Annotated in this window: 17 protein-coding genes and 1 pseudogene; 10 read left to right on the top strand and 8 right to left on the bottom strand. The window is 72.1% G+C overall.

The annotated features are described in order from the left end of the window. The first annotated feature begins 92 nt into the window (after positions 1-92). Entirely contained in the window at positions 93-1,280 is a 1,188-nt protein-coding gene (locus AB0A69_RS11860) for a YncE family protein (RefSeq protein WP_361418844.1), read from the top strand. Positions 1,281-1,301: 21 nt separating this feature from the next. Then, positions 1,302-2,054 carry a hypothetical protein gene (locus tag AB0A69_RS11855; RefSeq protein WP_361418841.1) on the top strand — a complete coding sequence of 251 codons (753 nt, stop codon included), beginning with the start codon at positions 1,302-1,304 and terminating at the stop codon, positions 2,052-2,054. A 25-nt stretch (positions 2,055-2,079) separates the two neighbouring features. Here the strand turns inward: AB0A69_RS11855 and AB0A69_RS11850 are convergent, their stop codons facing one another. The 3 genes from AB0A69_RS11850 to AB0A69_RS11840 all read right to left on the bottom strand — a co-directional run bounded on the left by AB0A69_RS11850 (position 2,080) and on the right by AB0A69_RS11840 (position 3,718). Further along, entirely contained in the window at positions 2,080-2,712 is a 633-nt protein-coding gene (locus AB0A69_RS11850) for a hypothetical protein (protein WP_361418838.1), read from the bottom strand. Continuing rightward, positions 2,712-3,128, bottom strand: coding sequence for a hypothetical protein (locus AB0A69_RS11845; protein ID WP_361418835.1), 417 nt, complete (start codon positions 3,126-3,128; stop codon positions 2,712-2,714). The genes AB0A69_RS11850 and AB0A69_RS11845 overlap by 1 nt, the downstream gene beginning before the upstream one ends. A 149-nt stretch (positions 3,129-3,277) precedes the next feature. Next, the gene (locus tag AB0A69_RS11840) at positions 3,278-3,718 is read right to left on the bottom strand and encodes a GNAT family N-acetyltransferase (RefSeq protein WP_361418832.1); all 441 of its coding nucleotides are present in this window, start codon (positions 3,716-3,718) and stop codon (positions 3,278-3,280) included. Between the two features lie 121 nt (positions 3,719-3,839). Between AB0A69_RS11840 and AB0A69_RS11835 the strand changes: the two are divergent. The 4 genes and pseudogenes from AB0A69_RS11835 to AB0A69_RS11820 form a co-directional block, all read left to right on the top strand. Beyond that, a pseudogene (locus AB0A69_RS11835) lies at positions 3,840-3,971 on the top strand (Lrp/AsnC family transcriptional regulator); the annotation flags it as partial. Between the two features lie 29 nt (positions 3,972-4,000). Then, positions 4,001-4,387 carry a MerR family transcriptional regulator gene (locus AB0A69_RS11830; protein ID WP_361418829.1) on the top strand — a complete coding sequence of 129 codons (387 nt, stop codon included), beginning with the start codon at positions 4,001-4,003 and terminating at the stop codon, positions 4,385-4,387. Then, the gene (gene trxA, locus AB0A69_RS11825) at positions 4,384-4,701 is read left to right on the top strand and encodes a thioredoxin (RefSeq protein ID WP_361418826.1); all 318 of its coding nucleotides are present in this window, start codon (positions 4,384-4,386) and stop codon (positions 4,699-4,701) included. Before AB0A69_RS11830 ends, trxA begins: the two co-directional genes overlap by 4 nt. A 158-nt stretch (positions 4,702-4,859) precedes the next feature. Next, a complete protein-coding gene (locus AB0A69_RS11820) occupies positions 4,860-7,082 on the top strand; it encodes an ATP-binding domain-containing protein (RefSeq protein ID WP_361419764.1) in 2,223 nt (740 codons plus the stop codon). Here the strand turns inward: AB0A69_RS11820 and glgB are convergent. The 5 genes from glgB to AB0A69_RS11795 form a co-directional block, all read right to left on the bottom strand. Further along, positions 7,069-9,321, bottom strand: a complete 2,253-nt coding sequence (glgB, locus tag AB0A69_RS11815; protein WP_361418823.1) for a 1,4-alpha-glucan branching enzyme — start codon at positions 9,319-9,321, stop codon at positions 7,069-7,071. The two genes, AB0A69_RS11820 and glgB, sit on opposite strands and share 14 nt — an antisense overlap. 82 nt (positions 9,322-9,403) lie before the next feature. Then, on the bottom strand, positions 9,404-10,783 hold the full coding sequence (locus AB0A69_RS11810; protein ID WP_361418820.1) for a maltokinase: 1,380 nt from the start codon (positions 10,781-10,783) through the stop codon (positions 9,404-9,406). Positions 10,784-11,157: 374 nt separating this feature from the next. Further along, positions 11,158-12,954: a maltose alpha-D-glucosyltransferase gene (treS, locus tag AB0A69_RS11805; protein WP_361418817.1), complete on the bottom strand. Its 1,797-nt coding sequence runs from the start codon at positions 12,952-12,954 to the stop codon at positions 11,158-11,160. Next, positions 12,951-14,936: an alpha-1,4-glucan--maltose-1-phosphate maltosyltransferase gene (locus tag AB0A69_RS11800; protein ID WP_361419761.1), complete on the bottom strand. Its 1,986-nt coding sequence runs from the start codon at positions 14,934-14,936 to the stop codon at positions 12,951-12,953. Before AB0A69_RS11800 ends, treS begins: the two co-directional genes overlap by 4 nt. A gap of 313 nt (positions 14,937-15,249) precedes the next feature. Continuing rightward, positions 15,250-16,215, bottom strand: a complete 966-nt coding sequence (locus tag AB0A69_RS11795) for an NmrA family NAD(P)-binding protein (RefSeq protein WP_361418814.1) — start codon at positions 16,213-16,215, stop codon at positions 15,250-15,252. A 117-nt stretch (positions 16,216-16,332) separates the two neighbouring features. On the opposite strand from AB0A69_RS11795, the gene AB0A69_RS11790 reads away from it, so the two are divergent. The 4 genes from AB0A69_RS11790 (at position 16,333) to AB0A69_RS11775 (ending at position 21,846) form a co-directional block, all read left to right on the top strand. Then, the gene (locus tag AB0A69_RS11790; protein ID WP_361418811.1) at positions 16,333-17,298 is read left to right on the top strand and encodes an AraC family transcriptional regulator; all 966 of its coding nucleotides are present in this window, start codon (positions 16,333-16,335) and stop codon (positions 17,296-17,298) included. 216 nt (positions 17,299-17,514) lie between these two features. After that, entirely contained in the window at positions 17,515-18,966 is a 1,452-nt protein-coding gene (locus tag AB0A69_RS11785) for a 4-hydroxyphenylacetate 3-hydroxylase N-terminal domain-containing protein (protein ID WP_361418808.1), read from the top strand. A gap of 196 nt (positions 18,967-19,162) precedes the next feature. Then, complete coding sequence (locus AB0A69_RS11780) at positions 19,163-20,575, top strand: MFS transporter (protein WP_361418806.1); 1,413 nt, start codon at positions 19,163-19,165, stop codon at positions 20,573-20,575. 68 nt (positions 20,576-20,643) lie between these two features. Then, positions 20,644-21,846 (top strand): monodechloroaminopyrrolnitrin synthase PrnB family protein, encoded by a 1,203-nt coding sequence (locus AB0A69_RS11775; RefSeq protein WP_361418803.1) that lies wholly within the window; start codon positions 20,644-20,646, stop codon positions 21,844-21,846. Positions 21,847-21,859: the final 13 nt, after the last annotated feature.

Raw genomic sequence — 21,859 nt, 5'->3', positions numbered from 1 at the left:
GCGCGGTGTCCGTTTCCCGGGCTTACCGCCGGTAACGGAAACGTGTCATCGTGGTGCCGAGCAATTTGGCATGCCCATGAAGGGATGGTCCGATGTCGCGTCTCCCCACCCTGCTCGCCCTCACCCTCACGCTCGCCCTGGGCTCCGTGACCACCTCCACCGCCACGGCGGCCGAACAGCCCCTCCGGGACGTCGTCCTCGTCGGCAACAGCGCCGACGGCACGGTCAGCTTCCTCGACTCCCGTACGTACGAGAACCTCGGCTCGCTCGATGTCATCCCCGACCTCGAAGAGGTCCTGGACGGCATGGGCCCCCTACGCCGCGCCGCGTACGAGATCGTCAAGCAGCAGGCAGGCGGCGACAAGTTCGTCGACGACGCCCACCTCTCGCCCGACGGCCGCACCCTGTACGTCTCACGCGGCAACCTCGGCGACGCCGCCGCGTACGACATCGCCTCCGGCCGCCAGCTCTGGCGCACGCACCTCGACGGCCTCAAGGCCGACCACGCGGCGCTCTCGGCGGACGGCTCCACCTTCGTCGTCTCGGCCATCACGGCCGCCAAGACCCAGACCCTGGACACCGCGACCGGCCGCATCACCGGCGAGTTCGCGACGGGCACGTACCCGCACGAGAACATGTACTCGCCCGACGGCAGCCGCATCTACAACATGTCCATCGGCGTCACCTCCCTGCCCAAGGCCCTCGACGGCCTCAAAGGCGCCAAGCAGGTCACCGTCGCCGACGCCAGGACCCTGAAGGTGCTGCGCACGTACACCTTCGACAAGGGCGTCCGCCCGGCGGTCATCACGCCCGACGAGAAGACGATGTACGCCCAGCTCTCGTACCTCAACGGCTTCATCGAGTACGACCTGGTCGCCGGCCGCACCGTCCGCACGGTCCAGATGCCGTTCAGCGCGGCGGGCGCGGCGCTCAAGCCCGACGACTACCCGCAGAACTCCGCCCACCACGGCATGGCGATGAACGGCACCCACGACAAGCTCTGCATGGCCGGCACCATCGACGACTACACCGCCGTCGTCTCCCGCCCCTCGCTCACGACCGACGGCTCCGTCCACTACGAGCAGGGCGCCCTCCCGTACTGGGCCGTCACGGCCCCTGGCGGCACCCACTGCTTCGTCACGCTCTCGAACCGCGACGAGGTCTCCGTTGTCGACTACCGCACGGCCAAGGAGGTCGCCCGCGTGAAGGTCGGCGACTACCCGCAGCGCGAACGGGCGGCCAAGGTCGCCGAGGACGCCCTGCCGGGGCTCCGCCGCTAGGCCCGTCGTAGCCTCGGGGCCATGAGCGAGGACACCGGTTTCCGGGTGGGTGATGTGCTGACGGTCGCCTGCCCGTTCGTGGAGACGCGGGTGAAGGACCTGAAGTGGGACTACCTGTCGGTCCCATGGCCCTGGTGGGAACGGGACCTGGACAGCGAGTCCTTCCACTGGAACGGGATCGTGGCCCTGGGGATCGACGCGCGCACCCGCGTCTGGGACGAGATGACGTTGTTCCGCACCGACCCGGCCCCGGAGTTCTTGGAGCCGGGAGACGTGTGCCGGGTCGGTGTGCCGCCGACCGTGGTCCATGTGACGGCGGTCGACCACTTCGACCCGCCCCAGGAGACGGGCTGGCTGCCCCGCCCCCACCTCGCCGTCGCGGTGCTGCCGCGGGGGCTGTCCTACCGCGAGTACCCGGACGGAGGCCACCTCAACGGCAGAGGCAACCACCTGTACCCGGACAACGGCATCCCGTTCACCTTCGAGCTGCTGTTCCGCCCGTACGCCTTCCTCCACCCCGGCGACGAGGTCGCCGACGCCGCCGGCCGCGCCTGGCGCTTCGACGGCCCCTGGGACTGGTACGCCTTCGACGGCGCGCCGCACTCCGAGGTCCCGCAGTGGCCGCTGGCGCTCCTCACCCGCGACGGCTCACCGTGCGCCCCGGAAGCGGCGGAGGAGGTGACCCGCGCCACGGCGACCGGCTCGCACGGCGAGACGCTGCGGCACTGGACGGACCTCACGGACACGAGCCCCACCCCGGCCGGGTGTTCTTGACGGGCACGGGGGCGACGCGCGTCGGCTACGGAACGGGGAACCTCCACCGGTAGGCGTCGTGCTCCTGGCAGGGGCCCAGGCGCAGCGTCGTTCCCTCGTGGGTCAGGCATTCCTCGGCCCACTTCTTGCTTTCGGCGAGCCGGTTGTGCAGCCGGTAGTAGCCGTCCGGGCGGGGCTCCAGCCTCCAGGAGGAGTTGTAGTCGCCGCAGTTCCAGCTCCCCACGATCTTCCGCTGGTGGTGGTCCACACCCATGCCCAGACAGGTGTTCTCGTGCGGGGGGATGTCGAAGCGGACGTAGCCGTCGGAATAGCGCGACATCCTCCACTCCGACGCGCCTCCCTCGCATCGGTCCAAGACGACCCGCACGGTGGCCGGAGTGAACACGACGCAGGGGGCGTCGCCGCCGCCGGACCGGGTCGTCAGCTCTCCGCCCGCCGTCTCGATCAGGGCAGGGTCCCCCGGATCGGCCGGCGCGTTCCGCTCACCGCCGGAATCCGCCAGCAGTACGAGCAGGGCGAGCACCGCGACCACGGTGGAGAAGGCCCGTGCGGGAGCCACGTGGACGTTGTACTGGTCCCCGGCCGCCTGCTGGACGCGCCCATTGCCGGATGCCGTGGCCTCCTGGCGCACGGACGGCAGCCGCTCGTCGGTGCTCATCAACCGAAGTTGATCTGATTGTTCACGGCTTGGTTGATGCGGCCGTTGTCGCGGGCCTCGGCATACATCTCCACGTACTGGGCCCGCTGCCCGGCCGGAAGGTGGGGCAGGAGCTGATCGGCCACCAGCCGGCGCAGCTCGTCGGCGACCTCCTCGCCCCCGGAGCTCAGCAGCCGGTGCAGTCGGCTCTCCCACTCCGCCCGCAGCCGGCGCAAGGCCTCCTCGTCGCCGCTCTCGTGGGCGGCGAGAACGAGCCGCCGGTCCTCGGCCAGGTCCTCGCCCACCGCCTCGGCCCGGCCGGGATGCACCCGCTGCCACAGCGTCGTCATCCCGCGCACCGCCTGCCCCCACGCGTCCGTCGCCATGGCACCCACCAACGCGGTGCTGGCGGTCGCTGCGATCACCGCGATGTCCATGCGCTACCCACCTTTCGCCTGACGCCCATCGGCTCTGCGCCGTGCCCTTCGAGGCGCGTCAATCGTCCCGCACGGCGGACGGATCGCGGCCTGCTTTCCGTCATCCAGCGCGGCACGGCCGCACGGGCGGCGGGGGAGCGGACGCCGGTTCAGGCCAGCCGCAGGTCGATCCACGGGATGGTGTCCCCCGGCAGCAGGTATCGCTCGGTCTCCACGAAGCCGTGCTTCAGCGCGAACCGCAGCCCGTCCTCGTTGGACGCCAGCACGCACGTCTCGACCACCTCGGCCCCGAGCTCCCGCGCCCGCTCCAGCCCGCGCGCGTACAGCTCCTCCCCGAACCCCCGCTGCCGGTAGGCGGCGAGCACCCGCGCGATCACGGTGGCCGTCACCGAGTCCCCCTCGGGCGGACGCACGGTGCTGCACCCGATGAGCTCCTCACCGAGGTAGGCGACTTCGAGACGGTGGCGCCGCGCCCGTTCGCGTACGTCGTCGAGGGAGAGGTGGTGCGTCGGGATGACCGTGTTGTGGACGTGCTGCCAGTCCGTGAACGCGGCGTCGTCGCCAGGCTGTTCGAAGCGAAGATCAGTCATCGGGTCAGGAAACCACAGCGGTCACCACCCCCTCCCTACCCCAGCAGCGCCAGCTCCGCCTCCTCCAGCACCAGGCCCGCCGCGGCCGTCGAGGAGCGGGCCGATTCCGGGCGGCTCGCGCTGGATCCTCAAGGTGGCGGTGACGGACACGGTCCACCTGGAGGACGTGCTGGAGCAGACGTCGGCGCTGGGCCGGACCACCACCTCCGTCGTGCTGTCGTCGCCGGTGCCCCGTAAACCCCTCTTGCCTTGACGCCGACGTCAAGGCCTACGTTCGAGGGCATGCGAATCGGCGAGCTCGCTCGGCGCGCGGGAACGACCACGCGCACCCTGCGGTACTACGAATCCCGGGGCCTGCTCCCCGCCCGGCGGGCGGAGAACGGCTACCGCACGTACGACGAGTCCGACCTGCGGCTGCTCCAGCAGATCCGCACGCTCCAGGACTTCGGGTTCGACCTGGAGGAGACGCGGCCGTTCGTCGACTGCCTGCGCGCCGGGCATCCGGCCGGGGACGCCTGTCCGGCGTCGCTCGACGTCTACCGCCGCAAGCTCGCCGAGCTCGACGGCCTGATCGGCCAGTTGCAGTCGATCCGCGCCGAGGTCGCCGCCCGGCTCACGCTGGCGACCGAAACGCCCGAACCACGCTGCGAATTCGGAGGTACCCCATGATCGAGGTGACGGACGCGGAGTTCGGTACGGAGGTCCTGTCGGCGGACCGCCCGGTCCTGGTGAAGTTCACCGCGACCTGGTGCGGCCCCTGCCGCCAGCTCGCCCCGGTGCTGAAGGAGATCTCCGCCGAGGAGGCCGACCGGCTGAAGGTGGTCGAGATCGACGTCGACACCAACCCGGAGACGGTGTCGCGGTACGCGGTGCTGTCGACGCCGACGCTGATGGTCTTCGACGGCGGTGAGCCGGTGCGCTCGATGGTCGGCGCCCGCCCGAAGCGGCGGCTGCTGCAGGAGCTGGAGGACGTGCTGGCCTGAACGGCCCTCACCGCATACGGAAGAGCCCCGGTCCGCAATGGCGGCCGGGGCTCTTTCTCGCGTATATTTGATGATTCGCATGCGCGCATGACGAAGCGCACGCGGAAGTCGAATAAGCGAACTCTATCGCAGCAGGAGTCGAATTGTCAACCGAGGACATGCGGAAAGAGCAGCGATTCATCACCGGGCTCTACGCGCGACTCGACCACCTGCGTGACCAGGCCGAGCGCGCCGTCCAGGCCGCCCTCAAGGACCGCGGCAGCGGTTTCCAGGCGCGACTGGAGCGGGACGTGCTCGTGGCCGAGCAGTCCGGGCTGCTCGCCGCCTTCGACGCCGGGGAGAACGGCCTCTGCTTCGGGCGGCTCGAATTCCGGGACGGACGCGACCACCACATCGGGCGCATCGGCATCCGGGAGGACGACGAGGAGCGCACGCCGCTCGTCGTGGACTGGCGCGCCGACGTCGCCCGGCCCTTCTACCTCGCCACCGGCTACGAGCCCATGGGCCTGAAGCGCCGCCGGCACATCACCACCCGCGGGCGCGAGGTCACCGCGCTGCACGACGAGATCCTGGACCTGCACGACCCCACCCGCACCGGCCACGAGAACCCGGACGCCGACGCCGTGCTCCTCGCCGCGCTCGACGCCGCCCGCACCGGGCGCATGGGCGACATCGTGCAGACCATCCAGGCCGAGCAGGACCGCATCATCCGCGCCCCGCACCACGGCGTCCTCGTCGTCGAGGGCGGCCCCGGCACCGGCAAGACCGCCGTCGCGCTGCACCGCGCCGCGTACCTGCTCTACGCGTACCGCGAGCAGCTCGCCCGCCGCGCCGTCCTCATCGTCGGCCCCAACCCCGCCTTCCTCGGCTACATCGGCGAGGTGCTGCCCGCGCTCGGCGAGACCGGCGTGCTGCTCGCCACCCTGGGCGAGCTCTTCCCCGGCGTACGGGCCACCGGCGCCGACACCCCCGAGGCGGCCGAGATAAAGGGCCGCGCGAGCATGGCCGAGGTCCTCGCCCGGTACGTGCGCGACCAGCAGACGGTGCCGCCCACCGAGGCGCCGCTGGAGATCGACCACGACGACTACGGCACCCTCCTGCTCGACCGGAACACGGCCGAGGACGCCCGCTGGGACGCCCGCGCCACCGGCCTGCCGCACAACCTCGCCCGCCCGCGCTTCGCCTTCCGTGTCATCGACGCCCTCACCGAGCAGCTCGCCGAGCGCCTCGGCGCCGACCCCTTCGGAGGCCCCAACCTCCTCGACGCCTCCGACATCACCCAGATGCGCAAGGAGATCGCCGCCAGCCCCCACGTCCACGCCGCCATCGAGGGACTGTGGCCCACGCTCACCCCGCAGCAGCTCGTCGCCCGCTTCCTCGCGGAGCCCGACGGCTACCTCCCGGACGGGGAGGCCGAGTTCGTCCGCCGGGAGGAGGGCGAGTGGACCGAGGCCGACGTACCGCTGCTCGACGAGGCCGCCGAGCTCCTCGGGCACGACGACACCGCCGAGCGCGCCGCCGCCGAGCGCGAGCGCAACCTGCGCATCGCGTACGCGCAGGGCGTGCTCGACGTGGCGTACGCCTCCCGGACGTACGAGTTCGAGGACGAGGAGTCGGAGGTGCTCGGCGCCCACGACATCATCGACGCCGAGCGCTTCGCCGAGCGCCACGAGGAGGCCGACCACCGCAGCGCCGCCGAGCGGGCCGCGGCCGACCGCACCTGGGCGTTCGGCCACGTCATCGTGGACGAGGCGCAGGAGCTGTCCGCGATGGCGTGGCGGCTGCTGATGCGCCGCGTCCCCACCCACTCCATGACCCTGGTCGGCGACCCCGCCCAGACCGGCGACGCCGCCGGCTGCGGCTCCTGGCAGGAGATCCTCTCCCCGTACGTGGGCGACCGCTACGAGCACGTACGCCTCGGCGTCAACTACCGCACCCCCGCCGAGATCATGGAGGTCGCGGCCCGGGTGCGCCGCGCCGAGGACCCGGACTTCGAGCCGCCGCGCTCCGTCCGCTCCACCGGCGTCCCGCCCTGGGAGACGGAGACCGACGACCTGCCGGGCGCGGTCGCCGGGGCCGTACGGCGCGAACTGCCCGCCGAGGGACGCCTCGCGGTCATCGCCCCGGCGGGCCACCACGAGGCCCTGCGCGCGGCGCTGCCGGACGCCGCCCACGGGCCGGTGCCCGACCTCACCCGGCCCGTCGTCCTCCTCGAACCCCGGCAGGCGAAGGGCCTGGAGTTCGACACGGTGATCGTCGCCGACCCGGACGCCATCCGCGCCGCCGGGCCGCACGGCGTCAACGACCTCTACGTGGCGCTGACCCGCGCGACCCAGCGGCTGGGGATCATCCGGACCGCCGGGAGCGTCACGCCGGCCTGAGGTAGACCGTCGCGAGGGGCGGCAGCGTGAGGCGGATGCCGTCGTGCTCCGTCTCCCGCTGCACCGGCGCGGTGCTCCGCACGTCGCTGCCGCCGTACTGCGCCGCGTCCGTGTTGAGGACCTCCGTCCACGCGGAGAAGCCCTCCGGCGTCCACAGCCGGTAGGCGTCGCGCACCACCGGCGAGAAGTTGCTGACCGCCAGCAGCGGCTCGCCCTTGGCGTCGTACCGCAGGAACGCGAAGACGTTGTCGTCCGCCGCGTCGCCCAGCACCCACTGGAAGCCCTCCGGGACGGTGTCCCGCTCCCACAGCGCGGGCGTCGCGGTGTACACGCGGTTCAGGTCGCGCACCAGGTCGCGTACGCCCCGGTGGTCGCCGGCCGAGTGGTAGTCGTCCGCCAGCAGCCACCACTCGGGGCCGTGCGCCTCGGACCACTCGGCGCCCTGGGCGAACTCCTGGCCCATGAAGAGCAGCTGCTTGCCGGGGTGCGCCCACATGAAGCCCAGGTAGGCCCGGTGGGTGGCGCGCCGCTGCCACCAGTCGCCGGGCATCTTCGTCACCAGGGCCTGCTTGCCGTGCACGACCTCGTCGTGCGAGATCGGCAGGACGTAGTTCTCGCTGTACGCGTACACCATCGAGAACGTCATCTCGTTGTGGTGGTACTTGCGGTGCACCGGCTCCTTGGAGACGTACACCAGCGAGTCGTGCATCCAGCCCATGTTCCACTTCAGGCCGAAGCCCAGCCCGCCGCTGTCGGTGGGGCGGGTCACGCCCTCCCAGGCGGTGGACTCCTCGGCGATCGTGACGACGCCCGGGCAGCGGCGGTAGACGGTGGCGTTCATCTCCTGGAGGAAGGAGACCGCGTCGAAGTTCTCCCGGCCGCCGTACTCGTTGGGCGCCCATTCGCCGCCCTCGCGGGAGTAGTCCAGGTACAACATCGAGGCGACGGCGTCGACGCGCAGGCCGTCGATGTGGAACTCCTCGCACCAGTACACGGCGTTCGCGACGAGGAAGTTGCGGACCTCGGTGCGGCCGTAGTCGAACTCGAGCGTCCCCCAGTCGGGGTGCTCGGCCCGCCGCGGGTCCGGGTGCTCGTACAGCGGGGTGCCGTCGAAGCGGGCCAGCGCCCAGTCGTCCTTCGGGAAGTGCGCCGGCACCCAGTCCACGATCACGCCGATCCCGGCCCGGTGGCAGGCGTCCACGAAGAACTTGAAGTCGTCCGGGGTGCCGAGCCGGGCCGTGGGCGCGTAGAAGCCGGTCACCTGGTAGCCCCAGGACGGGCTGTACGGGTGCTCGGCGACCGGCATCAGCTCCACGTGCGTGAAGCCGAGCTCCTTGACGTACGCGGGCAGCTGCTCGGCCAGCTCGCGGTAGGTCAGGCCCGGGCGCCAGGACGGCAGGTGCACCTCGTAGACGGAGAAGGGCGCCTCGTGGACCGGCCGGTCGCCGCGGCGCGCCATCCAGTCGCCGTCCTGCCACTCGTAGTGCGAGGCGGTGACGATGGACGCGGTCTCCGGCGGGCACTGGGTGCGCCGCGCCATCGGGTCCGCGCGCAGCGAGCAGCGGCCGTCGGGGCCCGTGACGGCGAACTTGTACAGGGCCCCTTCGCCGAGACCCGGCACGAACAGCTCCCACACGCCGGTGGCGCCCAGCGATCGCATGGGCAGGCCGGTGGCCTCGTCCCAGTAGTTGAACTCCCCGACCAGCCGTACCCCGCGCGCGTTCGGCGCCCACACCGTGAAGCGCGTGCCCTCCGTGCCCTGATGGGTCATCGGGTGCGCGCCCAGCGCCGTCCACAGCTGCTCGTGCCGGCCCTCGCCGATCAGGTACAGGTCCAGCTCGCCCAGCGCCGGGAGGTAGTGGTACGGGTCGTCGACCTCGACGACGCCCGACTCGTACGTCACCAGGAGCCGGTACTCCGGGACCTCCGTGAGCGGCAGCACGCCGGAGAACAGCCCGTCGCCGTCGTCGTGGAGCTCGGTGCGCGACCCGTCGGCGCCGACGAGCACGGTCACGCCGGCCGCGTACGGGCGCAGCGCCCGGATCGCGACGCCGCCGTCGACCGGGTGCGCGCCCAGCAGCGCGTGCGGGTCGTGGTGCTCCCCGGCGAGCAGCCGCCCCCGGTCGGCGGGGTCGAGGGGCGCGGGGACGACGCCGTCGGCGCCCGCGCGGGGCCTGGGCGTGGCGCCGGGCGGCGGTGTGGGCAGGGCGGTGGCCTCCCCGACGGGGGTCTGCTTCACGGGCCGGGGCTTCTGGGCTGCCGGATTGCGGGTCGGACGACGGGGGGTCACGGGACAGGGCCTCCTCGAAGGCGTCAGGGCGTCAGGGGGTGGGCTGTGCGGCCAGACGGCGGATCGCCGCCATCGGGACCGGGAGCCAGTCGGGCCGGTGCCGGGCCTCGTAGAGGACCTCGTACACGGCCTTGTCCGTCTCGTACGCGCGCAGCAGCGCGGGCTCGTCGCGCGGGTCGGTGCCGGAGGCCTCGGCGTAACCGGTGCAGTAGGCGTCGCGGCAGCGCTCCGCCCAGTCCGGGTTCCAGGGGCGGTAGGAGCGGGCCGCGTAGTCGAAGGAGCGCAGTATCCCGGCCACGTCGCGGACGGGCGGCTGCGGGCGGCGGCGCTCGGCGAGCGGCTTCGCGGGCTCGCCCTCGAAGTCGATCACCGACCAGTCGCCGTCCTCCGTGCGGAGCGTCTGGCCCAGGTGGAGGTCGCCGTGCACCCGCTGCGCGCGCCATGTGACGTCCTCGGCGGCGAGCTTGCCGACCGCGTCGAAGGCGGCCCGCAGACCGGGCACGAACGGCAGGAGCGCCGGCACCGCCTGGGCGGCGGCGTCGAGGCGGCGGGTCATCTGGATGGCGAGGTTCTCGGTCTGCGGGCGGCCGAGCGCGACGGTCGGCAGGGCGTCGGCGAGCGCGGTGTGCACCTCGGCGGTGGTCCGGCCCAGCGCACGCGCCTCGGCGGTGAAGTCCCGCCCGGCGGCGAGCGCGTCCAGCGCCAGCTGCCAGCCGTCCTGGGAGCCGCGCAGATACGGCTGGAGTACGCCGAGGGTGCTGGCCTCCGGGTGGTTGTTGACGGTCTCGTACCAGGCGACGGGCGCGGGGACCCGGCCGCAGCCGGCGCGGGCGAGCGCCAGTGGCAGCTCCAGGTCCGGGTTGGCGCCCGACCAGATCCGGCGGAACACCTTCAGGATGTAGGCGTCGCCGTAGACGAGGGAGGAGTTGGACTGCTCGGCGTCGAGCACCCGCGGCGCGAGCCCGTCCGGGATCGCCACCGTGCGCGAGAAGCGCAGCGGGCCCATGGGGCCGGGTGTGCGCAATCGTTCCAGCAGCAGCGAGGCGAGGCGCGGGTCGCTCAGCCCCTCGTACACCGTGCGCCCGGCGAGCGGCCCGTCGGTCACGCGGCCGATGAGGGCGGGGGCCAGCTGCGGCGGCAGATGGGTCCGTACGCCGAGGAGCAGCTGGTAGCAGTCGGCCTGCGCCGAGGGCGCGAGACCGGGCTGCTGGACGCGCACGAGCAGGTGCAGCAGGCCGGGGCCCGTGGTGTCGACCCGGAGCAGCTCGGTGGCGGACACCAGGGTGAAGCCGGTGACGGGGCGTCCCTTCCCGGCGAACCAGCGCTGCCTCGGCAGCCATTCGTGGAGCAGGGGCACCAGGGAAGGGAGTAGGGCGACCGGTGCCCGGGCGGTGGATGCGGTCTCCGACATGGCAGCGCGTCCTTTCCCCGGGCACTACAGAATGCACAGAACGTGCAGAGTGTCCCGGAATGCGGCGATTGCTGTCCGGCTGTGCGGGACGTGTCGGGCGGGGATGGTCCGGATAGACCCGTCGACGTATGAGGGGGAGAGTTCCCAGGGCGGCCCATCGGAAACGCCCGACCGGAAGGAACCGTCCCGCCTTTGGCCGGAGCCTTGCGGAACGGATATGCCCCCTCGGTATGCCGCCCGTGGGAGGATCGGGCGGCCGCCGTCCAAGCCCGTTACGCCGTTGCAGTGACGCCTTGTGGGCGGGCCTCCGTGATGCCGTCGGGGGCCCTTCGTGACGTCGTTGGCGGGCCCGGTGGGGGACCGCCAACGGGAAGTCAGCTCGCCGCGGCCCGCGGGCCCGTCGGCCCCTGCGCCGCCGGCTTCGGGGCCGTCGCCTGTGCGGCGCCCGGCTTGATGGACTTCGCCGACTTCTGGACCATGTCCTTCCGCAGCCGGAACCAGTAGAAGCCGTGGCCCGCCAGGGTGAGCAGGTACGGCCACTCGCCGATCGCCGGGAAGCGCACCCCGCCGATCAGCTCCACCGGGTGCATGCCGTTGAACAGACGCAGGTCCAGCTCCGTCGGCTGCGGGAAGCGCGAGAAGTTGTGCACGCACATCACCAGGTCGTCGCCGTACTCCCGCAGGAAGGCGAGGACCGCCGGGTTGGACGACGGCAGCTCGGTGTAGGAGCCGAGACCGAAGGCCGGGTTCTGCTTGCGGATCTCGATCATCCGCTTGGTCCAGTGCAGCAGCGACGAGGGCGAGGCCATGGACGCCTCGACGTTCGTGACCTGGTAGCCGTAGACCGGGTCCATGATGGTCGGCAGGTACAGCCGCCCGGGGTCGCAGGAGGAGAAGCCCGCGTTGCGGTCGGGCGTCCACTGCATGGGGGTGCGCACACCGTCGCGGTCGCCGAGCCAGATGTTGTCGCCCATGCCGATCTCGTCGCCGTAGTAGAGGATCGGCGAGCCGGGCAGGGACAGCAGCAGCGCGGTGAACAGCTCGATCTGGTTGCGGTCGTTGTCGAGCAGCGGGGCGAGCCGCCGCCGGATGCCGATGTTGGCGCGCATCCGCGGGTCCTTGGCGTACTCCGCGTACATGTAGTCGCGCTCCTCGTCGGTGACCATCTCCAGGGTCAGCTCGTCGTGGTTGCGCAGGAAGATGCCCCACTGGCAGTTCGCCGGGATCGCCGGGGTCTTGGCCAGGACTTCGGAGACGGGGTAGCGCGACTCGCGGCGCACCGCCATGAAGATGCGCGGCATCACCGGGAAGTGGAACGCCATGTGGCACTCGTCGCCGCCGGCGGCGTAGTCGCCGAAGTAGTCGACGACGTCCTCGGGCCACTGGTTGGCCTCGGCGAGCAGCACGGTGTCGGGGTAGGCCGCGTCGATCTCCTTGCGCACCCGCTTGAGGAAGGCGTGCGTCGCCGGGAGGTTCTCGCAGTTCGTGCCCTCCTGCTGGTACAGGTACGGCACGGCGTCCAGGCGGAAGCCGTCGATGCCCAGGTCCAGCCAGAAGCGCAGCGCCGACAGGATCTCCTGCTGCACCGCGGGGTTCTCGTAGTTCAGGTCCGGCTGGTGCGAGAAGAACCGGTGCCAGTAGTACTGCTTGCGCACCGGGTCGAAGGTCCAGTTGGACGTCTCGGTGTCGACGAAGATGATGCGGGCGTCCTGGAACTGCTTGTCGTCGTCGGCCCAGACGTAGTAGTCGCCGTACGGCCCGTCGGGGTTCGTGCGGGACTCCTGGAACCACGGGTGCTGGTCGCTGGTGTGGTTCATCACGAAGTCGATGATCACCCGCATGCCGCGCTGGTGGGCGGCGTCGACGAACTCGACGAAGTCGGCCAGATCGCCGAACTCCGGCAGGACGGACGTGTAGTCCGAGACGTCGTAACCCCCGTCGCGCAGCGGCGACTTGAAGAACGGCGGCAGCCACAGGCAGTCGACCCCGAGCCACTGCAGGTAGTCCAGCTTGGCCGTGATGCCCTTGAGGTCGCCGACGCCGTCGCCGTTGCTGTCCTGGAAGGAGCGGACGAGCACCTCGTAGAAGACGGCTCGTTTGAACCAGTCGGGGTCGCGGTCCTTGGCGGGGGTGTCCTCGAAGGTGTCGTGGACGGGCTCGTTGACGATCATGATGTGGGTGACCCTCCGATCGGCGGGGACGGTCGCAGGACGAGGATGTGCGCGGGCGTGACGCCCGGTTCCAGGCGCACATAGTTGGCCCTGCCCCAGTGATAGGTCTCGCCGGTGAGCTCGTCGCGCACCGGTACGGTCTCGTGCCAGTCGAGGCCGAGCTCCGGCATGTCCAACGAGACCGTCGCCTCGTGGGTATGGTGCGGGTCGAGGTTGACGACCGTCAGAACAATGTTCGAGCCCGACCGCTTGCTGTAGGCGATCACCGCGTCGTCGTCCACATGGTGGAAGTGGATCGAGCGCAGCTGGCGCAGCGCCGCGTTGCGCCGCCGGATCCGGTTGAGCGCGGTGATCAGCGGGGTGATCGTCCGCCCCTCGCGCTCCGCCGACTCCCAGTCGCGCGGCCGCAGTTCGTACTTCTCCGAGTCGAGGTACTCCTCGCTGCCCTCGCGCAGCGGGGTGTTCTCGCACAGCTCGTACCCGGCGTACACGCCCCACGTCGGCGACATCGTCGCCGCGAGCACCGCCCGCGCCTCGAAGGCGGGCCGGCCGCCGTGCTGGAGGTAGGCGGGCAGGATGTCGGGGGTGTTCACGAAGAAGTTCGGCCGCATGTAGGCGGCCGCGTCACCGGACAGCTCCGTCAGGTACTCGGTGAGCTCCTGCTTGCTGTTGCGCCAGGTGAAGTACGTGTACGACTGGTGGAAGCCGACCGCCGCGAGCGTGTGCATCATCGCCGGGCGGGTGAAGGCCTCCGCCAGGAAGAGCACGTCCGGGTCGGTGCGGCGGATGGAGGCGATGACCTTCTCCCAGAAGACCACCGGCTTCGTGTGCGGATTGTCGACGCGGAAGATGCGCACGCCGTGGGCCATCCAGTGCCGCAGCACGCGCAGCGTCTCGCGGACGATGCCCCGCATGTCCTGGTCGAAGGCGATCGGATAGATGTCCTGGTACTTCTTCGGCGGGTTCTCGGCGTACGCGATGGTGCCGTCGGCCCGGTGGTGGAACCACTGCGGGCGCTTCCGCACCCACGGGTGGTCCGGCGAGCACTGGAGCGCGAAGTCCAGCGCGACCTCCAGGCGCAGCTCGCGGGCGCGCGCCACGAAGGCGTCGAAGTCCTCCATGGTGCCGAGGTCCGGGTGGATCGCGTCGTGGCCGCCCTCGGGCGAGCCGATGGCCCACGGCACGCCCACGTCGTCCGGGCCGGCCGTGAGGGAGTTGTTGCGGCCCTTGCGGTGCGTGGTGCCGATGGGGTGGATCGGCGGCAGGTACACCACGTCGAAGCCCATCGCGGCGATCGCCGGCAGCCGCTCGGCCGCGGTGCGGAAGGTGCCGGAGACCAGCCGGCCGTTCTCGAAGCGGGCCCCCTCGGAGCGCGGGAACATCTCGTACCAGGAACCGAAGAGCGCCCGCTCCCGCTCCACGACGAGCGGCAACGGGCGCGAGGAGGTGACCAGTTCGCGCAGTGGGTGCCGGGACAGGGCGTCCACGGCCTCCGGCGCCAGGGCGGCCCGCCACCGCTCCTCGGGTGAGCGCCGCGCGTCCCGCAGCGCGTCCACCACCGCGAGCACCGCCTCGCGGCCCTCGCTCTTCGGCACGCCCTCGGCGGCGCGCTCGTGCAGGGCCGCGCCCTCCGCCAGGACGAGCTCGGTGTCGATGCCCGCCGGGATCTTGATCTCGGCGTGGTGGCGCCAGGTGGCGACCGGGTCGCTCCACGCCTCGACCCGATAGGACCAGCGGCCCTCGGCCGTCGGAGTGACCTCGGCGCCCCAGCGGTCGGTGCCGGGCGCGAGTTCGCGCATCGGCGTGAAGGGGCCCTCGTGGCCGGCCGGGTCCGTCAGGACGACGTTGGCGGCCACGGCGTCGTGACCTTCGCGGAACACGGTGGCCGTAACCTGAAAGGTTTCACCGACCACCGCCTTGGCTGGCCTTCTGCCACAGTCGACCAGAGGGCGGACATCGAGGACGGGAATGCGACCAATCAGCGAGTTCACGGCATCACCTGAGGGTTGCGTACGGGGTATCGCTCTTTGTAGCTGCTCCGTTGACGAGTGGCGGGGCGCAGGCATCACCGCTCCTGTCCGGGTTCACTCGGGTGGGCGGGTACCGCAGGAGCCTTCCCACACCCTTCGGGTGGGCAATCCGGCGCGTTGTTAACTACTCAGGTGTAACAGGGAAACGGGAAACCGGCCCCGTATGGTTGATTTCGGGACCGGTTGGCCGGATTCCGTCGAATGGGTGACGAGACGCCGTCGAGAAGCCGTCGAGGAGCTGGTGGAGGCCGGTGACGAGCCGTCCTCACGCCCGGGACTGGGCGTTGTGCTCCTCCGGGTCGTTGGCCCACACCTGCCACGGCTGCCGGCTGACCCACTCGTCCACCGGCGCCGACCGCAGCGACAACGCCCGCGCCGAAACGCCGTCGTCACCCGCCATCAGCGTCTCGTCCGTGCCCGACGCCATGTAGTGGTAGATGCCCGCCACGCCGGCCGCCGCGGCCGGGCCGAGGACCGCCGCCAGACCCTGTTCGAAAGCGACCGGATCCAGTGCCTGGTAGCGCACCGGCCGGCCCAGGCCCCGCGCGAAGGACTGGGCCAGCTCCTCGCCCGTGAGCGTCCGCTCGCCGCCGATGTCGAACGTCCGGCCCTCCACGCCGTCCGCGGTGAGCGCCGCCAGCACCGCCTCCGCCAGGTCCCGGTGCGAGAGCCACGCCGTCGGCGTGTGCGCGGGCAGCGGATAGGCCAGCACGCCGTCGTTCACCAGGGCGGGGCCGTTCCACGGGCTGAAGAGGTTGTCCAGGTAGACCGGCGGGCGCAGCACCACCAGCGGGACGCCGCTGTCGCGCAGCACCTCCTCGGTGATCCGCCGCGTCTCGAACGCCGCCACGTCGGTGGAGACCGACGGAACGCGGGTGTTGGCGTTGTAGACCAGGCGCCGCACCCCGGAGTCCAGGGCGGCCGCCGCGATGTTGCGCGCGTACCGGCGGACCCGCTGGGGCTCGTACACCAGCGGCATCGTCACCGCCGCGTGCGTCGCCCCGTCGAAGAGCTGCCGTACGTCCTCGGCGTCGGCCAGGTCACCGGAGGCGAAGGAGACGCCCGGCAGCGGCGGCCGGTCGCCCTCCGGGCGGCGGGTCAGCGTGCGGACGCGGTGGTGCCGCTCCGCCAGGAGACGGGCGATCGCGCCGCCCTGGAAACCGGTCGCCCCCACGACCGCGACCCGCATCGGCGCGGGTGTCTGCATGGGCTGGGAAAGGTGATCGGACATGTGCCTGAAGGGCCCTTCGATAGGGTGTCTCTGCTGCCATGACGGCACTCCACAGGCTGGCGGCGACGGCTTTGGCCGATCAATTAACAAACCGGGGCGGGGGTTGAAGGATCGTCCATGGACACCGTACGCACCGCAAAAGCAGGTACCGACAGTGACGACCTCCTCAGCGAGCTGTTGCAGCCGCTGCGCCTGACCGGGGTCTTCGACAGCCGATGGCACGTCAGCGCCCCGTGGGCCATCGAGGGCGACGCCGAGCAGAGCTGCGCGGTCCTGCACTACATCGTCCAGGGCGGCTGCTGGATCACCGCCGAGGGCCAGACCCCGCAGGAGCTGCACGCGGGGGACCTGGCCGTCTTCCCCACGGGCACGGCGCACCGCCTCGCCGACCGGCCCGAACGGCAGGGCGTGCCGCTCAAGGCGATGCTGCCCGAGCGGGTCCCCGGCACGTCCGGCGAGATCCGCATCTCCGGGGGCGGCCCGCAGAGCCGGCTGCTGTGCGCCGGACTGCACTACGACGCCAGCGCCGCGACCGGCCTGTACAAGGCGCTGCCCTGGGTGCTCGTGCTGGACCGCTCCCAGGTGGACCGGGAGCCGCTGCTGCGCGACACGCTGCGGCTGCTCGCCTCGCCGGACCGGCCCGTCGGCCCCGGGGACCGGCTGATCACCCTGCGCGCCTTCGAGATGGCCCTCGTCCTGGCGCTGCGGCCGCTGCTGCGCGAGTTCGCGGAGAACCCGGCCTCCCTGCCGGTGCTGCGGCACCCCGGGATCAGCCGGGCGCTGGTGATGATCGCGACGCGGTTCGCCGAGCCGTGGACCATCGAGTCCCTGGCCAAGGAGGTCGGCATGTCCCGCTCGGCCTTCACGGCCGCCTTCCGCGAGCTGGTGGGCGAGGCTCCCGCCCGCCATCTGACGGGGCGGCGGATGCAGGAGGCGGCGCGGCTCCTCGGTGAGACGTCGCTGCCGCAGTCGGCCGTCCCCCAGCGCGTCGGCTACCAGAGCGCGGTCGGCTTCCACCTCGCGTTCCGCAAGTGGTTCGGCGTGACACCGGGGGAGTACCGCTCGGGTGCGACGGCGGCGTGAGACGGCCCGCGTACGGCCGGTGACCGGCCTGATCCCGACGGTACGGAGGCGTGAAATCGGCGGTTCGGTGGGGGGATATAAGCCGGATACCAGTCGGTATGGAGGTCAACGGCACTGGCAGGTTCTTAAGTGCGGCTGGACGGACGTTCATTGCCGCAGGCCGTTACGGCCAGACAGGCTCTGCTGCGGCAATGCCGTTACGCAAGAGGAGAACAGGTGACCAGGTCCGGTCAGGATTATCTGGCGTCGCTGCGCGACGGGCGCGAGATATGGCTCGACGGCGAGCGGGTGGAGGACGTCACCTCGCACCCCGCCTTCCGTAACACCGCGGCGTCGATCGCGCGGTTGTACGACCTGGCGAACGACTCCGAGCACACGCCCGTCCTCACCCAGGGCGGCGTCCACCGCGCGTACGCCATCCCGCGTTCGTACGAGGACCTCGTGGCCCGCCGGCGGGCGTACAAGGTGTGGGCGGAGGCGAGCTTCGGCTTCCTGGGCCGTACGCCCGACTACATGGCCGGCGGCGCGGCCGGCTTCGCCGCGGTGCCCGGGCTCTTCACGACGGACGAGTACGACGGCTCCGGCGCCGCCCTCGCCTACCACCGGCGGCTCGCCGAGGGCGACCTGTACCCGACCTTCACCATCACCAACCCGCAGATCGACCGCACCAAGTCGGCCTCCGAGCAGGAGGAGGACGACCTGGTGGTGCGGGTCGTCGCCGAGAAGGACGGCGGGATCGTGGTGCGCGGCGCCAAGATGATCGGCACCGCGGCCGTCTTCGGCAACGAGGTCATCGTCGGCACCATCGAGCCGCTCGCCCCGCAGGACGTCGAGCACGCCGTCTGCTTCTCCCTCCCGATCGACACCCCCGGGCTGAAGTTCCTCTCCCGGACCTCCTACGAGGCGCAGGCGCGCAGCGTCTTCGACAACCCGCTCTCCTCGCGCTTCGACGAGAACGACGCGCTGCTGGTCTGCGACGACGTCTTCGTGCCCTGGGAGCGGGTGCTCGCCTACCGGAACGTCGACGTGTCGTTCCGGATGTGGTGGCAGACGCCCGCGTACCTGAACTTCGTGCACCAGGCGGCCACCCGCTTCTGGACCAAGCTCGAGTTCCTGACGGGCGTCGCCATCCTGCTGACCAAGGCCAACAACACGTACCAGCTGCCGCCCGTCACCCAGGCGATCGGACGGCTGATGGGGCGGGTCGCGCAGGCGAAGGCGTTCGTGCTGGCCGCCGAGGCGTCGTACGAACAGGTCGACGGCGGGCGCGGCGGGGTGATGCCGGGCAAGGACATCTCCTTCGCGCAGCGCATCATGGCCGGCGAGCTCTACCCGCAGACCGTCCAGGACATCAAGCTCCTCGCGGGCGGCGGCCTCATCCAGCTCCCCGCCTCCGGCGAGGACCTGCTCCACCCGGAGCTCGGCCCGCTGGTCCGCAAGTACATCCGCTCGCCCGGCACCCCGGCCGAGGAGCGGATCAAGCTGCTGAAGCTGGCGTGGGACGCGCTGGGCTCGGAGTTCGCCGGCCGCCACGAGCAGTACGAGCGCTTCTACCACGGCGCGCCGCACATCTACCTGATGCAGCAGGCCTGGGAGGGCGACACCGCCGCGTGCGAGTCCCTGGCGCAGGCCTGCCTGGACGGCTACGGGCTGGAGGCGTCCCAGTGACGCTGAGGTCGTCCCTCCCTTCGAGCCCTTCCCGCCCCTCGTGCCCGTCGTCGGCGCCCGTGGCGGTGGCCGCCGCCCGGCGGCCGTACCCGGACCCGGCCCTGCCCCCGGCCGGGGCGGCGGTGCCGCGCCCGTCGCGCTGCGCTCGGCGCTCGGCGCCCGCGGCGCGGCCCGCTGCCGCCCCGGAGGTGCAGCGGTGAGCGGGACCCGGACGCGACCGCTGCGCGGCGCGCTGGCGCTGCTCGCGGCCACGCAGTTGCTGCTGATCATGGACACGGCGATCGTCAACGTCGCGCTGCCGTCGATCGGCGAGGACCTCGGCTCCGGCTCCGCCGGGCTGTCGTGGGTCGCCAACGCCTACCTCATCACCTTCGGCGGCCTGCTCCTCCTCGGCGGGCGCACCGCCGACCTGCTCGGCCACCGGCGGCTGTTCATCGCCGGGCTCGGGCTGCTCGCCGCCGCCTCCGCGGTGGGCGCGCTCGCCGGGTCGGCCGGGGCGCTCGTCGCCGCGCGGGCCGCGCAGGGCGTCGGCGCCGCACTCGCCGCCGCCGCCGCGTTCGCACTGCTGCTGATCCTCTTCCCGGACGGGCCCGCGCGGCACAAGGCGCTCGGCGCGTTCGCCGCGATGGGCGGGCTCGGCGGGGTGCTCGGCACCGTACTCGGCGGGGTCCTCACCGACCTGCTGGGCTGGCGCTCCACCTTCTGGCTGAACGTCGCCGTCGCCGGGCTCCTCGCGGTCCTCGCGCTGCGCCTCCTCGACGGCGGGACACGCGGCGCCGAACGCGGCTTCGACCTGCTCGGCGCGCTCACCGCCACCGGCGGCCTCGGCCTCGTCGCGTACGCGCTCGTCGGCCGCAGCCTCGTCGCGGGCGCGGCCGGGCTCGTCCTGCTGGCCGCCTTCGCGGTGCTGGAGACCCGCATCGCGCGGCCGCTCGTGCCGCCCGCCGTGCTCAAGAGGCCCACGCTGCGGCTCGCCAACGGCCTCAGCGCGCTCGCCCAGATGGCGCTGTTCCCGATGTTCTTCCTGGTGAGCCTGTACCTCCAGCGCGTGCTGGAACACTCCCCGCTGGGCGGCGGACTCGGGCTGCTGCCGCTCTCCGTGGTCGTCGTCGTCACCGCCCCGCAGACGGGCCGGATCATCGGCCGCCTCGGGCTGCGCGCCGCCACGACCCTCGGCTTCGTCCTCCTCCTCGCCGGCATGGTGTGGCTCGCGTTCGCGCTCAGCACCGACGGCACGTTCTTCACCACCGTCTTCGCACCCAGCCTCCTGCTGGGTGTCGCCCTGCCGCTGGTCATGGTCACCACCAACGTGGCCGCCACCGCCGAGGCCTCGCCCGCCGAGACGGGCCTGGCCTCCGGGCTCATCAACACCAGCCAGCAGTTCGGCTCCGTCCTGGGCCTCGCCGTCCTGGTGGCCGTCGCCACCGCCCGTACGGGCACGGCGGCGTCCGGCGCGGTGACCCCCGCCGCCGAGACGGCCGGCTTCCAGGCCGCCCTGCTCGTCGGCGCCGCCTTCGCGGCGGTGGCCGCACTGCTCTCCGTACGGCTGACCCCGCCCGCGCCCGTACCGGCGCCGCCACGCCAGGACCGGGTGGGTGACCTGCGGTAACCGCGCGGCCGCCTGACCACGCGGCCCGCCACCACCCCGACCCGAGACTGCCCGAGGGGGGCTTCCCGTTGACCTTGTACGACCTTGTCGCGCCCGGTCTGGACACCGTCGCCGAACCGCGCTACCGCATAGCCGAGATACGCGCGGCCGATCCACTCGGCGCCGATCCGCTGCTCGCCGCGCTCCCCGCGATGAACCGCGACGCCGACGTCCCGGCGCTCACCGTCGCCCTGCGCGCCCTCATCCCCGACCTCGACCGGGTCGCCGAATGGAGCGTCGTCGAGGCGCTCGCCGGGATGCGCGACATCGGCATGTTCCTCGGCTCGCTGAAACGTCACGGCACCGAACCCCTCGCCGCCGTGCCGGAGGCGCTGCCCGTCCTGGAGGAGCTGGCCCGCCGCACCGACATGATCCCGCGCGACACCGTGCACCACTACACCACCTGGAACCCGCTCGGCCGGCGCCAGCGGATGTACACCGGCCACGAGATGGAGGCCCACCTCCAGGAGGCCGTCCGGATGGTCTTCCCCAGCCTCGTCGCCGCGCTCGACACCTGCGCGCAGCTCGCCCGGCTGGAACCGTACGACCCGGGCTTCGCCCTCGCACTGGACCGCACCGCACAGCACGTCCAGTCGATGGTCGACTCCATCGACTTCACCGTCGCCAACGTCTCGCCCGCCTTCTTCGCCCAGACGCTGCGCTCCTACTTCGAGGAGATCGACGTCGCGGGCCGCGACTACCTCGGCCCCGCCGCCGCGCAGGTCCCCCTGTGGCTGGTGGACCTGACGCTCTGGCAGTGCGACCGCTCCCAGCCGGCGTACGACACCTTCCTCGACGAGTCCGTCCAGTACAGCCTGCCGTCCTGGCGCGCCTTCTACGCGGCCCACAAGGGCGGCGTCTCCGCCGTCAGCAAGCTGTCCGCCGCCCTGAGCTGGGAGACCGTGCACCGGCTGCCGCCCCAGCTCATGGCCTCCGCCCGCTCGCTGGCCCGCGTGCTGCGCATCCTCAAGACGTTCCGCGCCCGGCACATCGGCATCGCGCGCAAGGCGTACAGCGACGAGCTGCGGCTGTACGACGAGGGCAGCGGCGGCGCCCCGGTGGCGCTGCTGCGCGAGGTCCTCGACCTGACGCGGGACAACGAGACGCTGGTGCGGCGCTCGGTCCAACCCCCGCGGGCGGCGGGTGCGCCCGCGGCCACCGCGCCCGCGGCGAACGCACCCGCGGCCGCGGCGCCCGCCGTCGCGCCGCACCGTCCCGCACCGGCCGCGTAAGAGGAGCGCCCCC

Origin of the sequence: Streptomyces sp. NPDC045431 (assembly GCF_040646655.1) — a bacterium.
GTDB lineage: Bacteria > Actinomycetota > Actinomycetes > Streptomycetales > Streptomycetaceae > Streptomyces.
This window is presented reverse-complemented; position numbering and strand designations above follow the sequence as displayed.